Source organism: Ancylobacter polymorphus (assembly GCF_022836935.1).
In the GTDB taxonomy this organism is placed as follows: Bacteria; Pseudomonadota; Alphaproteobacteria; order Rhizobiales; family Xanthobacteraceae; genus Ancylobacter; species Ancylobacter polymorphus_A.
This window is the reverse complement of sequence record NZ_CP083239.1, coordinates 3,766,554-3,783,008: the sequence shown is the minus strand read 5'-3', so window position 1 is coordinate 3,783,008 and position 16,455 is coordinate 3,766,554. Positions and strand designations below refer to the sequence as shown.

At 68.2% G+C, this 16,455-nt stretch carries 16 protein-coding genes; 12 read left to right on the top strand and 4 right to left on the bottom strand.

Annotated features, from left to right (window positions below; genetic code table 11):
• The 7 genes from sufD to K9D25_RS18130 all read left to right on the top strand — a co-directional run bounded on the left by sufD (position 1) and on the right by K9D25_RS18130 (position 5,493).
• On the top strand, positions 1-1,314 hold the full coding sequence (gene sufD, locus K9D25_RS18160; protein ID WP_244377053.1) for a Fe-S cluster assembly protein SufD: 1,314 nt from the start codon (positions 1-3) through the stop codon (positions 1,312-1,314).
• Positions 1,315-1,464: 150 nt separating this feature from the next.
• Positions 1,465-2,709, top strand: a complete 1,245-nt coding sequence (locus K9D25_RS18155; RefSeq protein WP_244377051.1) for a cysteine desulfurase — start codon at positions 1,465-1,467, stop codon at positions 2,707-2,709.
• Complete coding sequence (locus K9D25_RS18150) at positions 2,706-3,080, top strand: SUF system Fe-S cluster assembly protein (protein WP_244377049.1); 375 nt, start codon at positions 2,706-2,708, stop codon at positions 3,078-3,080. Before K9D25_RS18155 ends, K9D25_RS18150 begins: the two co-directional genes overlap by 4 nt.
• Positions 3,077-3,508 (top strand): VOC family protein, encoded by a 432-nt coding sequence (locus tag K9D25_RS18145; RefSeq protein ID WP_244377047.1) that lies wholly within the window; start codon positions 3,077-3,079, stop codon positions 3,506-3,508. The genes K9D25_RS18150 and K9D25_RS18145 overlap by 4 nt, the downstream gene beginning before the upstream one ends.
• A 214-nt stretch (positions 3,509-3,722) precedes the next feature.
• On the top strand, positions 3,723-4,109 hold the full coding sequence (locus K9D25_RS18140; RefSeq protein ID WP_244377045.1) for a HesB/IscA family protein: 387 nt from the start codon (positions 3,723-3,725) through the stop codon (positions 4,107-4,109).
• A gap of 16 nt (positions 4,110-4,125) precedes the next feature.
• The gene (locus K9D25_RS18135; protein ID WP_244377043.1) at positions 4,126-4,476 is read left to right on the top strand and encodes a TfoX/Sxy family protein; all 351 of its coding nucleotides are present in this window, start codon (positions 4,126-4,128) and stop codon (positions 4,474-4,476) included.
• A 93-nt stretch (positions 4,477-4,569) separates the two neighbouring features.
• On the top strand, positions 4,570-5,493 hold the full coding sequence (locus tag K9D25_RS18130) for a mechanosensitive ion channel family protein (protein ID WP_244377041.1): 924 nt from the start codon (positions 4,570-4,572) through the stop codon (positions 5,491-5,493).
• Here the strand turns inward: K9D25_RS18130 and K9D25_RS18125 are convergent.
• Positions 5,480-7,087, bottom strand: coding sequence for a DEAD/DEAH box helicase (locus tag K9D25_RS18125; protein ID WP_244377039.1), 1,608 nt, complete (start codon positions 7,085-7,087; stop codon positions 5,480-5,482). The two genes, K9D25_RS18130 and K9D25_RS18125, sit on opposite strands and share 14 nt — an antisense overlap.
• Before the next feature lie 219 nt (positions 7,088-7,306).
• On the opposite strand from K9D25_RS18125, the gene K9D25_RS18120 reads away from it, so the two are divergent.
• Positions 7,307-7,789: a GreA/GreB family elongation factor gene (locus K9D25_RS18120; protein WP_244377037.1), complete on the top strand. Its 483-nt coding sequence runs from the start codon at positions 7,307-7,309 to the stop codon at positions 7,787-7,789.
• A 5-nt stretch (positions 7,790-7,794) separates the two neighbouring features.
• Positions 7,795-8,424 carry a LysE family translocator gene (locus K9D25_RS18115; protein WP_244377035.1) on the top strand — a complete coding sequence of 210 codons (630 nt, stop codon included), beginning with the start codon at positions 7,795-7,797 and terminating at the stop codon, positions 8,422-8,424.
• Positions 8,425-8,436: 12 nt separating this feature from the next.
• On the opposite strand, the gene parE is transcribed toward K9D25_RS18115, so the two are convergent.
• Together parE and K9D25_RS18105 are read right to left on the bottom strand one after the other, a co-directional pair.
• Complete coding sequence (gene parE / locus K9D25_RS18110; RefSeq protein WP_244377033.1) at positions 8,437-10,470, bottom strand: DNA topoisomerase IV subunit B; 2,034 nt, start codon at positions 10,468-10,470, stop codon at positions 8,437-8,439.
• A 114-nt stretch (positions 10,471-10,584) separates the two neighbouring features.
• A complete protein-coding gene (locus K9D25_RS18105) occupies positions 10,585-10,869 on the bottom strand; it encodes a hypothetical protein (RefSeq protein ID WP_244377031.1) in 285 nt (94 codons plus the stop codon).
• A 202-nt stretch (positions 10,870-11,071) separates the two neighbouring features.
• On the opposite strand from K9D25_RS18105, the gene argC reads away from it, so the two are divergent.
• A complete protein-coding gene (argC, locus tag K9D25_RS18100; protein ID WP_244377029.1) occupies positions 11,072-12,127 on the top strand; it encodes an N-acetyl-gamma-glutamyl-phosphate reductase in 1,056 nt (351 codons plus the stop codon).
• A 111-nt stretch (positions 12,128-12,238) separates the two neighbouring features.
• Here argC and phaC read toward each other — a convergent pair whose 3' ends face one another.
• The gene (gene phaC, locus K9D25_RS18095) at positions 12,239-14,416 is read right to left on the bottom strand and encodes a class I poly(R)-hydroxyalkanoic acid synthase (RefSeq protein ID WP_432207891.1); all 2,178 of its coding nucleotides are present in this window, start codon (positions 14,414-14,416) and stop codon (positions 12,239-12,241) included.
• 256 nt (positions 14,417-14,672) lie between these two features.
• Here phaC and K9D25_RS18090 point away from each other — a divergent pair, with 256 nt between their 5' ends.
• Both K9D25_RS18090 and K9D25_RS18085 read left to right on the top strand, forming a co-directional pair.
• Entirely contained in the window at positions 14,673-15,068 is a 396-nt protein-coding gene (locus K9D25_RS18090) for a hypothetical protein (RefSeq protein WP_244377027.1), read from the top strand.
• Positions 15,069-15,205: 137 nt separating this feature from the next.
• A complete protein-coding gene (locus K9D25_RS18085) occupies positions 15,206-16,423 on the top strand; it encodes an LL-diaminopimelate aminotransferase (RefSeq protein ID WP_244377025.1) in 1,218 nt (405 codons plus the stop codon).
• Positions 16,424-16,455 lie beyond the last annotated feature (32 nt).

Here is a 16,455-nt window from a genome sequence, read left to right as displayed (position 1 = left end):
ATGAACGCTGACATCCGTCCGATCCGCACGCCGGCCGAACAGGCGATCCTCGCCTCGCTCGGCACCGTGCCGGAAGGCGGCGACCGTCTGGCCGATCTGCGCCGCGCCGCCGCCCGCGCCTTCGAGGAGAACGGCCTGCCGCACCGGCGGGTCGAGGAATGGAAATACACCGACCTTCGCAGCCTGATGCGCGAGGCGGTGCCGGTGGCCGGCGCGGCCGCCGTGGCCGAGGCGGATGCGCGCGCGCGCCTGCTGCGCGGCGTCGAAGCCCGCCGCATCGTCGTCGCCAATGGCGCCGTGGTGCCGGAACTGTCCGACCTCGCCGATCTGGAGTCCGGGCTCACCGTTACCACCCTGTCCGCCGCCATTGCGGCGGGTGACGAGGTGCTGAGCCGTCTCGGCGGTATCCAGCCGGGCCGCTACGACGCGGCGCTGGCGCTCAACACCGCGCTCGCCAAGGACGGTGTGGTGGTCACCGTCGCGCCGGGGGCGAAAATCGAACGTCCGCTGCATGTGGCGCATGTGTTCGCCGGCGCCACGGCTGCGGCGAGCTATGCCCGTTCGCTGGTCGTCGTCGGGGAGGGCGCCGCCTTCACCTATGCCGAGAGCTTCGAGGGGCCGGACGGGCTTGCCTATCAGGCAAACGCCGCCACCGAGTTCGTGGTCGGCGACGAGGCGCATCTCGATGTGGTGCGGCTGCAGGAGGATGGCGAGGGCGCCTTCCACCTCGCGACGATGCTGTTCGCGGTCGGCCGGGAATCGAAGGTTCACACCTTCAGCTTCTCGCTCGGCGCCGCAGTGGCGCGGACCTCGCTCTACGCCACGCTGTCGGGCGAGAACAGCCATGTCGGCTTCAACGGCGCCTCGCTGCTGAAGAACCGTCAGCATGCCGACACCACGCTCTATGTCGACCATCAGGTGCCGGGCTGCGAGAGCCGGGAACTGTTCAAGCATGTGCTCGACGATTCCTCCCGTGGCGTGTTCCAGGGCAAGATCGTCGTCCGTCAGGCGGCGCAGAAGACCGACGGGCGGATGATGAGCCGCGCGCTGGTGCTCGGCGACGACGCAGAGATGGACAACAAGCCGGAACTGGAGATCTTCGCCGACGATGTGCAGTGCGGCCATGGCGCCACCTGCGGCGCCATCGACGACGAACTTCTGTTCTATCTGCGCGCTCGCGGCATCCCGATGAAGGAGGCGCAGAGCCTTCTGGTGCAGGCTTTTGTCGGCGAGGCGGTGGAGACCGTCGAGCATGACGGCCTGCGCGAGGCGCTGGTCGAACGCGCGGAAGCCTGGCTCGCGGCGCGGGCCTGAGGCGCGGTTGCGCATTGATCGAAGCCGTCATCCCGGACGCGGCATGGCCGCGATCCGGGATCGTCCGCCGAACTGGGCCATTGCTCGGCCCGCGATCCCGGCTCTGCGCTTCGCTGCGGCCGGGATGACGCCTTAACGAAAGGCCGGAAGATGACCCTCCATCCCGCCGTCACCGACGGCACCTACGACGTCGCCCGCGTGCGGCAGGATTTCCCCATCCTGTCCAAGCAGGTCTACGGCAAGCCGCTGGTCTATCTCGACAATGCCGCCTCGGCGCAGAAGCCGGTGCAGGTGCTGGACCGGATGCGCTTTGCCTATGAGAACGAATATTCCAACGTCCATCGCGGCCTGCACTTCCTCGCCAATGCGATGACCGAGGCCTATGAGGAAGCCCGCGAGCGCTGCCGCGCCTTCCTCAACGCCCCGACGCTGGACGAGGTGATCTTCACCCGCTCCGCCACCGGCGCGCTCAACCTCGTGGCCTCCTCGCTCGGCCAGTCGATCGGCGAAGGCGACGAGATCGTGCTCTCGATCATGGAGCACCATTCCAACATCGTGCCATGGAACTATCTGCGCGAGCGCAAGGGCGCCGTGATTAAATGGGCGCCGGTGACCGAGGACGGTGCCTTCGACCTCGACGCCTTCAAGGCGCTGCTCACCGAGCGGACCAGGATCGTCGCCATCACCCATATGTCGAACGTGCTCGGCACGGTGACGCCGATCAAGGAGATCGCCCGCCTCGCCCATGAGGCCGGCGCTTTGGTGGTGGTCGACGGCTCGCAGGCCGCCGTGCACATGCCGGTGGACGTGGTCGACCTCGATGTCGATTTCTACGCCGTCACCGGCCACAAGCTCTACGGGCCGACCGGCATCGGCCTGCTCTATGGCAAGCGGGCGCTGCTGGAGAAGATGCCGCCTTATGAGGGCGGCGGCGAGATGATCCGCACCGTCACCGAAGAGGGCGTCACCTATGGCGAGCCCCCGCACCGCTTCGAGGCCGGGACGCCGCCCATCGTGCAGGCGATCGGGCTCGGCGCGGCGCTGGCCTATATGGAAAGCCTCGGCCGCGAGCGCATCGCCGCGCATGAGGCCTCGCTCGGCGCCTATGCCCGCGAGCGGCTGGCGCAGATCAATTCCGTGCAGGTCTATGGCGACGCGCCGGGCAAGGGCGCGATCTTCGCCTTCGACGTGAAGGGCGCGCATGCGCATGACATCGCCACCGTGATCGACCGCGCCGGCGTGGCGGTGCGTGCCGGCACCCATTGCGCGATGCCGCTTCTGGGGCGATATGGTGTGACGGCGACGTGCCGGGCGTCGTTCGCGCTCTACAACACGCATGAGGAAGTCGACATTCTCGCCGACGCCCTCATCAAGGCTCAGGATCTTTTCGCATGAGCGAAGCCCAGACCTCCGACACGCCGAACACCCCGGCTGTGAACGCCGCCATTCCGGAGGCGGAGCTTGAGCGCCTGACCGACGACATCGTCGCGGCGCTCAAGACCGTCTATGACCCGGAAATCCCGGTCGACATCTACGAGCTCGGCCTCATCTACAAGGTCGACATCGCCGACGACCGTCAGGTCGCGGTGGAAATGACGTTGACCACGCCCAACTGCCCCTCGGCGGCCGAACTGCCCGGCATGGTGGAGGGCGCGGTAGCCAGCGTCGGCGGTGTCGCCGGTGCTACCGTCAACCTCACCTTCGATCCGCCGTGGGATCAGGGTCGGATGTCCGAGGAAGCGCGGCTGGCGCTGAATCTGTGGTGAGTGAGACCCCCGTCGCGCCGCCGCTGTCCGGCGTGCTGGAAACGGGGCTCTATGTTGACGACATGGCCCGGGCCCGCGCCTTCTATGAGCGCGTGCTGGGGTTGGAGCCGATGGTCGCCGATGACCGCTTCTGCGCCTATCGCGCCGGGCCGGGCAGCGTGCTTCTGCTGTTCCTGCGCGGCGCGACGCTGGAGCCGGTGGTGATGGCGGAAGGCACCATCCCGCCGCATGACGGCAGCGGCGCGCTGCATTACGCGCTGGCGATCCCGGAAAGTTCTCTGGCGCATTGGGAGCAGCATCTCGCCGCCCATCGCGTGAAGCTGGAAGGCCGGGTGAACTGGAAGGGGGGCGGGGTCAGCCTGTATTTCCGCGATCCGGACCATCACATGGTCGAACTGGCCACGCCCGGGCTTTGGCCGAATTACTGAGGGCTGGGACGTGTCCGCTGTCGTCATCCCGGACGGCCGTAGGCCGATCCGGGATCGCGCCGAACGAAGAGCGGTCCCGGCTCTCGCTGCCCTCGGCCGGGATGACGCTGGCGCTACCCGCCGCCTTCGCCCTTGCCGGCGCCCCACGCATCCCCCACATTAGGCGGGACCGATCCGCCGGCCTTGAACCGGCGTCGATGTGGAGACAGTGAACATGACCCAGCCCCGCCCCCGCCCCAAGGTGATGACCTTGACCGACGCTGCCGCCGACCGCGTGCGGCAGGTGATCGCGCGTTCGGAAAAGCCGGTCGCCGGGCTTCGTATCGGCGTCAAGAATGGCGGCTGCGCCGGCATGGAATACACGATGGAATTCGCCGAAGAGGCGGGCAAGTTCGACGAGGTGGTCGAGGACAAGGGCGTGAAGGTGCTGATCGACCCCAAGGCGATCCTGTATCTTCTCGGCACCGAGATGGACTTCAAGGCGGACAAGTTCGCTGCCCAGTTCGTGTTCAACAACCCCAACCAGACCTCGGCCTGCGGCTGCGGCGAATCCGTCGCCATCACCCCCGTACGGCCCGAGGCCACCGGCGCCAGCGCCTGATCCCTCGCGGTGCGCGATGGATGAGGCCGACATCGCCGATCTCTTCGCCGCCTTCGGGCCCGTGCGCACCCGCCGCCTGTTCGGCGGGCAGGGGCTGTACGCAGACGGCGTGATGTTCGGGCTCGTCATCGACGGGCGCCTCTATCTCAAGACCGACGCGGCCTTCGCCGCCGATCTCGCCTCTGCGGGCGCCGAGCCCTTCACCTATGCGCGCAAGGATGGAAGGCGGGTGAGCGTCGGCTACTGGTCACTACCGGAGCCGGCGCTCGACGATGGCGAACTCGCCGCCGCGCTCGCCCATCGCGCCCTCGCCATCGCCCGCGCGGCCGGCGCTGCCGCCATCCCTCGTCGCTCGCGCCGACGCTGAAACATGCGTCCCGCGGGAACCCGCCCGCGTCGCACGTGTTTGCCGAAGGTCCCGGCGGTGCCGGGCTCCCGGACGCGCACGGAGCGACAAGCGATGGATCTCGACAGCTATGGCGGCCTGAATGGGCTTGGCGACCTCATCGTCCTTTACGGGCTGAACATTCTCTATGCTCTGGCGCTGCTGATTATCGGCTGGTGGCTGGCGAGCGTGGTGGATCGGCTGGTGACCCGGGCGCTGAACGCCACGCACCGGGTCGACCCGACCATTGTCGGCTTCCTCTCAAGCCTCGCCCGCTACACCGTGCTGGTGTTCGTCGGGCTCGCCGTGCTGCAACGCTTCGGCATTCAGACCACCAGCCTGATCGCGGTGCTCGGCGCCACCTCTCTGGCGGTGGGGCTCGCCTTGCAGGGCACGCTGTCCAATGTCGCCGCCGGGTTGATGCTGCTGCTGTTCCGCCCGTTCAAGGTCGGCGATTCCGTCGAGGTCGGCGGGCAGAGCGGCACGGTGAAGGCCATTACCCTGTTCACCACCGAACTCGCCGCGGGCGACAATGTGCAGGTGCTGATGCCGAACGGCCGGGTGTGGGGGGCGCCGATCATCAACCGCTCGGTCTATGGCGCCCGCAGCTTCAGCTTCGCGCTGGAACTGAAGCCGGATGCCGACATCGAGGGGTTGATGGAGAAGGGCTTGGCTTTCCTGAAAAACGACCCGCGCGTGTCCGCCACCCCGGGTCCGTCCGCCTCCATCGCAAAGATGGCGCTGGACCGGGTCGAGATCGGTTTTTCCGGCTGGGCGTCTTCGGGCGATGCAGGCGGGGTGCGTGGCGACCTGATCAAGCGCCTGCGCGAAGTCATCCGCACGCCGTCCACGCCGACTGATCAGCCAGTCGCAGCTTCGCCAGCCGCGTCATCGCCGCGCCGCCCGCGCGCGGCGAAGCCGGTGGTGGCTGCAGATCAGGTGGAAGCCGGTTCCGCCCTGCCGCAGCCCAAGGCGGGCGAGCCGTTCAGCCGGCCTTGATCTTCACCGGCCGCAGCAGGAAGGCCGGCAGGTGCGAGGTGTCCGCCGGCTCGTCCATCGGCGCCCGGTCGGGGCGGCGATGGGTGAGCGGGGTGACCGGCGCCCGCGCCGGGGCGGGGGCGGCCTTCTCGCGGCCACGCCCGCGCGGCGCGTTCGCCGGAGCCGAGGCGGCCACGGGCGGAGCGGCAGGCGCGACGGCGGTCGGGGCGGCGTCCGCCTCGGCCGCGCGAGAGCGGCGCCGTGCCGGCTTGGCCGGAGCCTCAGCCGCGACCTTCGTCTCCACAGCCTCGACCGGCGCGCTGGCCGGCTCGGCCTCGCGGCGGCGGGCAGGACGGGCGCCACGGCTCTCGCCGCCATCCTCGCGCTCGCGGTTGCGACCGCCACGGCCCTTTTCGCGCGCGGTCCTGTCACCCGACGCCTTCTCGCGGCCTGGACGTGCGCGCGTCTCCACCGCCGGCACCGTGTCTAGACCGGCGCCGTCCTTCCAGTCGATCGGACGGCCGATCAGCTTCTCGATGGCCGCCAGCGACTTGGAATCGGCGGAGGTGACGATGGTGAAGGCGGCGCCCGCACGTCCGGCGCGGCCGGTGCGGCCGATGCGGTGCACGTAGTCTTCCGCGTGATGCGGCGTGTCGTAGTTGAACACATGGCTCACGGCGGGAATGTCGAGCCCGCGTGCGGCAACGTCGGACGCCACCAGCAGCGTGGCCTCGCCGGTGCGGAACTGGTCGAGCGCCTGCATGCGCGAGCGCTGGTCCATGTCGCCATGCAGGCACACGGCCTTATAGCCATGGCGCAGCAGCGACTTGTGAACGATGGCGACTTCGCTCTTGCGGTTGCAGAAGATGATGCCGTTCTGCAGGTTCTCGGCGCTGTCGATCAGCCCGCGCAGCACTTCGCGCTTGGCGAAATCCTCTTTGGGTGAGGCGACCAGCAACTGGGTGATGGTCGAGGCGGTGGAGGAGGGGCGCGACGCCTCGATCTGTACCGGGTTCGACAGGAACTGCGCGACGAGGCGCTGGATTTCCGGCGGCATGGTCGCGGAGAAGAACAGCGTCTGGCGGGTGAACGGCACCAGCTTGCACACGCGTTCAATGTCCGGGATGAAGCCCATGTCGAGCATGCGGTCTGCTTCGTCGATGACGAGGATCTCGATGCCCGAGAGCAGCAGTCGGCCACGCTCCACATGGTCGAGCAGCCGGCCCGGCGTGGCGATGAGGATGTCGACGCCGCGCAGCAGCTTCGCATCCTGGTCGCCGAAGGAGACGCCGCCGATCAGCAGGGCAACGTTCAGCTTGTGGTTCTTGCCGTAGCGCGTGAAGTTCTCTTCGACCTGTGCCGCGAGTTCGCGCGTGGGTTCGAGGATCAGCGTGCGGGGCATGCGGGCCCGGGCGCGCCCCTGCTCCAGCAATGTCAGCATCGGCAGGGTGAAGGCGGCGGTCTTGCCGGTGCCCGTCTGCGCGAGGCCCAGCACGTCGCGGCGCGCGAGCACATGCGGAATGGCCTGCGCCTGGATCGGCGTCGGCTCGGTGTAGCCGGTATCGGCAACGGCCGCGAGCACCTTGTCGCTCAGGCCCAGTTCGTTAAAAGGCATCTGGATCAATTCTGCGGCTGCGCACCGCACACCGAACCCCCGAGCCGTAACCGGGGATGGTTGCATCGTCGTCGCGCGGAGCGCCTCAGTCGGATATGGTATGACGACGCGTTGCACCATAGGCATAACGCTCGGAAAGTCAACGTATTCGGCCGCTGTCAAGGGCTTTTCGGCATGGTCCGGCCCGGCGCGGCCCCGCAGGGGAAGGCAGGTCGCGCGATGAGCCGCGCTTTCGTGAAAGAAGACAGCGGCGCGGATACGCTGCCCGAACGGCCCGTCAGCCCGAATCGCAACCTCGTCACCCGCCGGGGCCTCGCACAGATCGACGCCGAAATCGCCCGCCAGCGCGAGGCGCTGTCTGCCGCCGGCGCCAAGGGCGAGCGCGACGCCGTCGCCGCCGCCTCGCGGGAACTACGCTATTGGTCGGCGCGCCGTGCCAATGCCGAGCCGGTGGACCCGCCCCAGGAGGGTGAAGCCATCACCTTCGGCATGGCGGTGACGCTGGAGGATGAAAAGGGCGGTCGCCGCACCTTTCGCATTGTTGGCGAAGATGAAGCCGATCCGGCGCAGGGCCGCATCGGCTGGGTGTCGCCGGTCGCCCGCGCGCTGACCGGCAAATGGATCGGCGACGAGGTGACGCTGCCGGGCGGGGTCATGGACATCGTTGCCGTCGATCCGCGTCCCGAGGCGGCGGAGGGGTGAGCGCCATGCCGGTTTCGCTGGAAACGCTGCTGCTCTTCGTGCCGGCGGCGCTGGCGCTGAACCTCACCCCCGGCAACGACATGCTGTTCTGCCTCGGCCAGGGGATGAAGTCCGGCCCCCGCGCCGGCATCGCCGCCAGCTTCGGCATTGCCGCCGGCGGCTTCATCCATGTGTTCGCCGCCGCGCTTGGCCTTGCGGCGCTGCTTGCCGCGCATCCCGGCGCGTTCGAGCTGCTGCGCTGGGCCGGTGTCGCCTATCTCGTCTGGCTGGCGGTGCAGGCGCTGCGCAGCCCGGGTCTGGTGCTGGAACCGGGGCTGGGCCGCCGGCACACGCCCTGGCGCGCCTTTCGCGAGGCGGTGCTGGTGAATGTGCTAAACCCGAAGGTGGCGGTGTTCATCCTCGCCTTCCTGCCGCAATTCGTCGATCCCACGCGCGGATCGGGCTTTCTCCAATTCCTGCTGCTGGGCACGGTGTTCAATGCTGGCGGCACGGTGGTGAACGCTCTGGTCGGCGGCTTCGCCGGCCGGCTCAGTGGCTGGCTGCGGACGCGCGAGCACCTCGCCCGTGGCTTTCAGCGTCTCACGGGCCTGATTTTTCTCGGTCTCGCCGCGCGGCTCGCTTTTGACCGACGCTAGAGCCCGCTCCGCTCAGATATCCAGCAGTTCCTCGCTGGCGAAGGCGGCGCGCTCGGAGATGAAGGTGAAGCGGCTTTCCGGCTTGTTGCCCATCAGCCGCTCGACGATGTCGGCGGTGGCCGCGCGTTCGGCTTCTTCCACGGTGACGCGCAGCAGCGTGCGCGTCTTGCGGCTCATGGTGGTTTCCTTCAGCTGCGCCGGCATCATTTCGCCAAGGCCCTTGAAGCGGCCGATCTCGACCTTGCCGCGCCCGGAAAACTCCGTGCGCAGCAATTCGTCGCGATGCGCCTCGTCGCGGGCATAGAGCGTCTTGGCACCCTGGCTGATGCGGTAGAGCGGCGGCACCGCAAGGAAGAGATGGCCGTTCTCGATCAGCTTCGGCATCTGCCGGTAGAAGAAGGTGACGAGCAGCGAGGCGATATGCGCGCCGTCGACATCGGCGTCGGTCATGATGATGACCCGCTCATAGCGCAGATCTTCCTCGCGATACTGCGCACCGGTGCCGGCGCCCAGCGCCTGCACGAGGTCGCCGAGTTGCTGGTTCGCCGCCAGCTTGTCGCGCCCGGCGCTGGCGACGTTGAGGATCTTGCCGCGCAGCGGCAGCACCGCCTGGGTCTGGCGTTCGCGCGCCTGCTTGGCCGAGCCGCCGGCCGAATCGCCTTCGACGATGAAAAGCTCGGACCCCGCCGCCGAATTGTTGGAGCAGTCCGCCAGCTTGCCCGGCAGACGCAGCTTGCGCACCGCGGTCTTGCGGGAGATTTCCTTTTCCTGCCGGCGGCGCAGCCTTTCCTCGGCGCGCTCCACCACCCAGTCGAGCAGGCGGTTGGCCTGTGCCGGGTTGCCGCCGAGCCAATGGTCGAACGGGTCGCGCAGCGCCGCCTCGACGATGCGGGTGGCCTCGGCGGTGGCCAGCTTCTCCTTGGTCTGGCCCTGGAATTCCGGCTCACGCACGAACACCGAGAGCATGGCGGCGCAGCCGGCCATCACGTCGTCGGCGGTGACGATGGCGGCGCGCTTGGCGGCGCCGGTGCGCTCGGCATGGTCGCGCAGGCCCTTGAGCAGCACGGCGCGCAGGCCGGTCTCATGCGTGCCGCCCTCGGCGGTCGGGATGGTGTTGCAATAGGAGGAGATGCTGCCATCGGCATCGCCCAGCCAGGCCACCGCCCACTCGGCCGAGCCATGGCCACCCGGGCGCTGGGTCTTGCCGGAGAAGATGTCGGGGTGGACCAGCGTGTGGCCCTCGATATCGGCGGCGAGATAGTCGCGCAGGCCGCCGGGGAAGCGGAACACCGCCTTCTCCGGGATGTCGGTGCCGGCGACGAGCGAGGCGTCGCAGCTCCAGCGGATCTCCACCCCACCGAACAGATAGGCCTTGGAGCGGGCCATCTTGAACACGCGGGCCGGCTTGAAGCGGGCATTCTCGCCGAAGATCTGCGCGTCGGGATGGAAGCTCACCCGCGTGCCGCGCCGGTTGAGGATGCGCCCGACTTCCTGGATAGCGCCCTGCGGCACACCGCGCGAATAGGTCTGGCGGTACAGCGTCTGCCCGCGCGCGACCTCCACCACCAGGACGTCCGACAGCGCGTTGACCACGGAGACGCCGACGCCGTGCAAGCCGCCGGAGGTCTCGTAGACCTTGCTGTCGAACTTGCCGCCCGCGTGCAGCGTGGTGAGGATGACCTCCAGCGCCGACTTGCCGGGATATTTCGGGTGTTCCTCGATCGGGATGCCGCGGCCATTGTCGGTGACGGTGAGGAAGCCGTCCTCGGTCAGTTCCACCTCGATGAAGCTGGCATGGCCGGCCACGGCCTCGTCCATCGAATTGTCGACCACTTCGGCGAAGAGGTGGTGCAGCGCCTTCTCGTCCGTGCCGCCAATATACATGCCCGGCCGGCGCCGCACCGGCTCCAGCCCTTCCAGCACCTCGATATCGGCGGCGGTGTAGCCGGCCTCACCCGGCGTGCCCTCGCGCGGCGCGGCGGGGCGTGCGCTCGCACGCGGACGCGGGGCGGGAACAGCGGCGAAGAGGTCGTCAGAATTCGACATGGGCGCGGGCGGTCTCGTCAGGGTCAGGAACCGATTCGGTTTCCTTAGCACTATGACAGCGCCAGCGCGAAACCGGAACGCTCCGTGAACATGGGCGCCATGCGCGCCGGCGGCTCAGCGCTTCAGCCGCTTGCGATTGGCGCGCACCTTGGCGCCGTACAGCGCGACGATCTCCGGCCCGACCGTACCCAGCCGGCCGGCCGCCGCGGCCTTCCACAGCCGGGCATTGACCTCGCCCAGCGCCAGCGTCTTCTCCGTGACCATCCGTATCGCCTCGACGCCGGCGGCGGCGTCGCCGCGCGCGAGGCGGGTGAGCCGCTCGGTGATCACCACCTGCATGTCCATGCCCAGCCGCGTCATGGCGAGCCCGGTCTCAAACCAGGCGAGGGGATCGTTCATGGCGGGGGCTCCGGCTATGCGTGAAGAGGCCGGAGGAGAAGCGGCGGCGGCTCCATCCGGTTCCCGCCCGGCGCGCGCAGCCGCCATGCGTCCGCCGGGGCCGCTCTTGTCTTTCGTCGGACATGCGAAAGGTGTAAGGGCGCAGCTCCATGTGCGTCCCCGGCTCGTCACGGCGGGCGCGCCAGCAGGAAGGGTCGCCACCATGACGGACAGCAAGGCGCGGATCGCCATCCTCGGGGCCTCGGGCTACACCGGCTCGGAACTGCTGCGCCTGCTGCTGCGCCATCCCCGCGTCGAGATCGTCGCGCTGACCGCCGACCGCAAGGCGGGGCAGGCGGTGGCGGATGTGTTCCCGCAATTCGCGCCGTTCAAGCTGCCGGACCTCATCACCATCGAACAGGTGGCGTGGAAGGACGTTGATCTCGTCTTCTGCGCCCTGCCGCACGGCACCACGCAGCTTGTCATCAAGAACGTGTTCGAGACCGCGCCGCATGTGAAAGTGGTCGATCTCTCCGCCGATTTCCGGCTGCGCGACGATGGCGCTTATGAGCGCTGGTACGGCCATCCGCACCAGGCGCTGGAGCTGCAGCAGGAGGCCGTCTACGGCGTCGTCGAGCTCTATCGCGACGACATCCGCAAGGCGCGGCTGGTCGCCAATCCCGGTTGCTACACCACGACCGCCATCCTCCCCGTGGTGCCGCTCATCGAGGCCGGCGCCATCGAGCCCGAGCACATCGTCATCGACGCCAAGAGTGGGGTCACCGGGGCGGGCCGTTCGGCGAAGGAGAACCTGCTGTTCACCGAGGTGACGGAGGGCATGCACGCCTATGGCGTCGGCAGCCACCGCCACATGGCCGAATTGGACCAGGAATTCTCCAAGGCCGCCGGCCGCAGCGTGGCGCCGAGCTTCACCCCGCACCTCGTGCCGATGACGCGCGGCATCTATGCCACCATCTACCTCAAGACCGGCGCCGGCGTCGGGGCGGAGGGCGTGCACCGCGTGCTGGCGGATTTCTACAAGAACGAGCCCTTCGTGCATGTGCTGCCGCTCGGCCAGGTGCCGCAGTCGCGCTTCGTCAAGGGCTCGAACATGGCCTTTATCGGCGTGGTGAAGGACCGCGCGCCGGACCGGGTGATCGTGATCTCCACGACAGACAATCTGGTGAAGGGCGCGTCCGGTCAGGCGGTGCAGAACATGAACCTCGTTCTCGGCTATCCCGAGACGCTGGGCCTGGAGCAGATCGCGCTGTTCCCGTAAGCGGCGGGCGAGGGCCGGCCCCGCGTTCAGCCGGGCGGCGCGACGGAGACCGGACGGTTGGGTTCCCAGACAGGGATGACCGGCCGAATACCGGTCACCACGTCGCTTGCATCATGACCGCACCTTCACATAGCTCCCCGGTGCGTCCTCGATCGCCTTATAGGGACCCTCGCCCGGGATGCGGGTGCTGGCGGGCACGCGGGCGCTGCTGCGTTCCTCGATCCAGCCGCGCCAGTCCGGCCACCAGGAGCCAGGGTGCACTTCGGCCTTGGCGATCCAGTCCTCCAGCGTCCCCGCCGCCGGTCCGCCGGTCCAGTACTGGTACTTGCCGCGTGCCGGCGGGTTGATGACGCCGGCGATATGGCCGGAGCCGGCCAGCACGAAGCGGCCGGGGGTGCGGTATTTCTGCAGGCCGAGAAACACCGAGGCGGCGGGGGCGATGTGGTCCTCGCGCGTCGCCACACTGTACATCGGCACGTCGATCGCAGTGAGGTCGAGCGTCTTGCCAGCGAGCATCAGCCGACCCTGCGCCAGCTTGTTGTCGAGATAGCAGTTGCGCAGATAGAAGGAATGGTTGGCGGCCGGCAGCCGGGTCGAATCCGAATTCCAGTAGAGAATGTCGAACGGGAACGGCGCCTGACCCTTGAGATAATTGTTCACCACATAGGGCCAGATGAGATCATTGGCGCGCAGCATGTTGAAGGCATTGGCCATCTTGCTGCCTTCCATCACCCCCGCTTCCAGCATCTTGCGTTCGAGGCTGGCGACCTGCTCCTCGTCGATGAACACTTTGAGGTCGCCGGCATAGGTGAAGTCGACCTGCGTGGTGAGGAAGGTGGCGCTGGCAAGGCCCGGCTTCTGGCCGGAGGCCGCCAGCCAGGCCAGCGTCATCGCCAGCATGGTGCCGCCGACGCAATAACCCACCGCGTGGAAGTCCTTGGCGCCTGTCGCCTTCTTCGCGACGTCGAAGGCGGTGAGCACACCGTCCTTCATATAGTCCTCGAAGCCCTTGGCGGCGAGTTCCGGGCCGGGATTGACCCAGGACACCATGAACACGGTGAGCCCGCTTTCCACCGCCCAGCGTACGAAGGATTTCTCCGCCGTCAGGTCGAGCACGTAGAACTTGTTGATCCAGGGCGGGATGATCACCACCGGCGTCGCCAGCACGCTTTCGGTCTGTGGCGCGTACTGGATGAGCTGCATCAGCTCGTTCTGGAAAATCACCTTGCCGGGCGTGACCGCGAGATTCTCGCCCACCCGGAACTTGGAATCGTCGGTCTGGCGGATCTTCAGGTCGCCGCCGCCGGCCTCGATGTCCTCGGCCAGCATCTTCATGCCGCGCACGAGGTTCTCGCCATTCGAGGCGAGGGTGGTGCGCAGCAGTTCCGGATTGGTCAGCACGAAATTGGAGGGTGAGACCGCGCCGGCGATCTGGCGCACATAGAACTCCGCCTTGTGCTTGGTGCGGGCGTCGATCTCGGCTTCCTCGACCATGTCCGCCGCCCAGTTGGCGGTGAGGAGATAGGCCTGCTTGAGCGCATCAAAGAACGGATTCGAGTTCCACTCCGGGTCGGCGAAGCGCGAATCGCGGGTGGCTGGCTCCACCACCGGCCGGGTCTTCTCGCCGCCGAGCCGCTTCAGCGCCGTGGTCCACAGGTCGAGATAGCCGCCGATGAGCCGCGACTGCGCCTCCACCGTGCGCTGCGGATCGGCAAGCCAGTATTCCGCGACATTGCCGATGGTCTTGGCGACCTCGGTCAGTTCTTCCGCCACATCGTCGCGAATGCGCCCTTCCTCGCGCGGGCGCAGATAGGCGGCCATGGCCCGCCCACCTTCCTCCATCATCCGCGCCAGATTGGCGGCGAAGGCTTCGAGATCGATCGCGCCGGGGCGCGGCGTCTCCGGCGCGGCGGCTTCCGGGGCCGGTTTGGATGGCGCGGGCTTTGACGCAGAAGGCTTGGCCTCGGAGGGCGGGGGCACCGCTTCCGGCGCATTGGGTGCCGGGGGCGGCTCAGCAGAAACTGGCTTCGGCGCGGCGCCGCCAGGCTTCAACGCTCGCGTGCGGGGCGCTGTGGTCGGCGCGGACGGTTCGGCGGCGATGGCGGCGACCGGCTTCTTGCCTGCGGACTTGCGCGCCGGAGCTGCTGTCTCCGGCTTTTCGACCGCCACCTTAGGCTGCGCCGGTTTCTTCGCCGCCGGTTTCTTCGACACCACGTCCGGGGTCGACGCCTTTGGCGCCTCCGCCGGTGCGGATACGGTCGGCGGAGCTGCCGCGACCGTTTTGGTCACACGCTTGCGCGCCGCGGGCTTCGGCGGAGCCGCCGGCGCCTCGGCGGGCGCCGTGCGCTGCGCCTTGGTCACTTGCGCCGGCGTGGATTTTGCCGGGGCGGACGGTATCGATCTGCTGCGTCGGCTGCTCACCGCTTGTCCCCGCGGGTTGGTACGTTCATAGGTGGCCATAATAGACGCGCCATCCGGTGCTAGCGAGTGCGTAACGGCCGGTTCCGCGCGGCAGCGGGGGATGGCCGACGCCTGAGGGGAGGGCATGGTGGATCACTGGCAGGACAGGCAGGGCGGCGCGTCCGTCGCGCGGACATTTCTTCTCGCTGGCGCCGCGCTGGCCGCGCTGGCGCTCGCCGGTTGCGCTTCGCTGGAAAGGTCCACCAGTGGCTCCGGCGCGGCAGCCACCTCCGGTTCGGCCGAATCGGGTGAGACCTCGGCGGATTCCTCGCGGGCCGCGCCGGCTCCCGTCGGTCGCCAGAAGCCGCCGGAGCCGGCCTATCCCACCTTCGGCGCGCCGGCGCAGATCGGCGACCGGCCGGTGATGACCCCGCAGCAGCAGCAGGCGATGCAGAAGAACCTCGAAAATCTCGCCAGCCAGCGCGAGAAGGAGATGCTGCGCCAGATCGAGGACGGCCAGGACGGGCAGGCCGGCCAGTAGGCGCGACGCAGGGCGCGCGATTACCATCCTTCTGCCCCTTTAGTCTGACATCCCTCGCTGTGCGGGCGCGCGAGAGGTGATATGAAGCGCGCGTGACGCCGTCTCCTAGGAACGGGGCGGCCTGGAGCTTGAGACCCATGACCGATTTCCATCGCATTCGCCGGCTGCCGCCTTACGTGTTCGAGCAGGTCAACCGCGTGAAGGCTACCGCCCGCAATGGCGGCGCTGACATCGTCGATCTCGGCATGGGCAATCCGGACCTCGATGCCCCGGACCATGTGGTGGAAAAGCTCAAGGAGACGATCGGTCGCCCGCGCACCGACCGTTATTCCGCCTCCAAGGGCATCCCCGGCCTGCGCCGCGCCCAGGCGGCCTATTACGAGCGCCGTTTCGGCGTGAAGCTGAACCCCGACACCCAGGTGGTGGCGACGCTCGGCTCCAAGGAAGGCTTCGCCAATATGGCGCAGGCCATCACTGCCCCCGGCGACGTGATCCTGGTGCCGAACCCCAGCTACCCCATCCACGCCTTCGGCTTCCTGATGGCCGGCGCCGCGATCCGCTCCGTGCCCTGCGAGCCCGGCCCGGAATTCTTCCACGCGCTGGAGCGCGCGGTGGCGCATTCGATTCCCTCGCCGCTGGCGCTGGTGCTCTGCTATCCCTCGAACCCCACCGCTCAGGTGGCGGACCTCGATTTCTACCGCGACGTGGTCGCCTTCGCGAAGAAGCACGATCTGATCGTGCTCTCCGACCTCGCCTATTCCGAGGTCTATTTCGACGACAACCCGCCCCCGTCGGTGCTGCAGGTGCCGGGCGCGATGGATGTGACGGTGGAATTCACCTCCATGTCCAAGACCTTCTCCATGGCCGGCTGGCGCATGGGCTTCGCGGTCGGCAATGACCGGCTGATCGCGGCGCTGGCGCGGGTGAAGTCCTATCTCGATTATGGCGCCTATACCCCGATCCAGGTGGCGGCCACCGCGGCGCTGAACGGCCCGCAGGACTGCATCGCCGAGATGCGCAGCGTCTATAAGAAGCGCCGCGACGCGCTGGTCGACAGTTTCGGCAAGGCGGGTTGGGACATTCCCGTGCCCACCGCCTCCATGTTCGCCTGGGCGCCGATTCCGCCGAAGTTCCGTCATCTTGGCAGCCTCGAATTCTCCAAGCTGCTGATTGAGAAGGCGGATGTCGCCGTCGCGCCGGGTGTCGGCTTCGGCGAGCATGGCGACGAATATGTGCGCATCGCCCTTGTGGAGAATGAGCAGCGCATCCGCCAGGCCGCCCGCAACATCCGCCGCTTCCTTGAAACCGGCGCGGAAACATTGCACAACGTCGTCCCTCTCGCCGCGGCGCGCTAAAGCCCCGGCCCTTTCGGGCGGCGCCGCATTCG

Bases quoted from the DNA above. Each gene is read 5' to 3' on its own strand.
- sufD (WP_244377053.1), top strand. From the start codon at position 1: ATGAACGCTGACATCCGTCCGATCCGCACGCCGGCCGAACAGGCGATC.
- K9D25_RS18155 (WP_244377051.1), top strand. From the start codon at position 1,465: ATGACCCTCCATCCCGCCGTCACCGACGGCACCTACGACGTCGCCCGC.
- K9D25_RS18150 (WP_244377049.1), top strand. From the start codon at position 2,706: ATGAGCGAAGCCCAGACCTCCGACACGCCGAACACCCCGGCTGTGAAC.
- K9D25_RS18140 (WP_244377045.1), top strand. From the start codon at position 3,723: ATGACCCAGCCCCGCCCCCGCCCCAAGGTGATGACCTTGACCGACGCT.
- K9D25_RS18135 (WP_244377043.1), top strand. From the start codon at position 4,126: ATGGATGAGGCCGACATCGCCGATCTCTTCGCCGCCTTCGGGCCCGTG.
- K9D25_RS18130 (WP_244377041.1), top strand. From the start codon at position 4,570: ATGGATCTCGACAGCTATGGCGGCCTGAATGGGCTTGGCGACCTCATC.
- K9D25_RS18125 (WP_244377039.1), bottom strand. From the start codon at position 7,087: ATGCCTTTTAACGAACTGGGCCTGAGCGACAAGGTGCTCGCGGCCGTT.
- K9D25_RS18120 (WP_244377037.1), top strand. From the start codon at position 7,307: ATGAGCCGCGCTTTCGTGAAAGAAGACAGCGGCGCGGATACGCTGCCC.
- K9D25_RS18115 (WP_244377035.1), top strand. From the start codon at position 7,795: ATGCCGGTTTCGCTGGAAACGCTGCTGCTCTTCGTGCCGGCGGCGCTG.
- parE (WP_244377033.1), bottom strand. From the start codon at position 10,470: ATGTCGAATTCTGACGACCTCTTCGCCGCTGTTCCCGCCCCGCGTCCG.
- K9D25_RS18105 (WP_244377031.1), bottom strand. From the start codon at position 10,869: ATGAACGATCCCCTCGCCTGGTTTGAGACCGGGCTCGCCATGACGCGG.
- argC (WP_244377029.1), top strand. From the start codon at position 11,072: ATGACGGACAGCAAGGCGCGGATCGCCATCCTCGGGGCCTCGGGCTAC.
- K9D25_RS18090 (WP_244377027.1), top strand. From the start codon at position 14,673: ATGGTGGATCACTGGCAGGACAGGCAGGGCGGCGCGTCCGTCGCGCGG.
- K9D25_RS18085 (WP_244377025.1), top strand. From the start codon at position 15,206: ATGACCGATTTCCATCGCATTCGCCGGCTGCCGCCTTACGTGTTCGAG.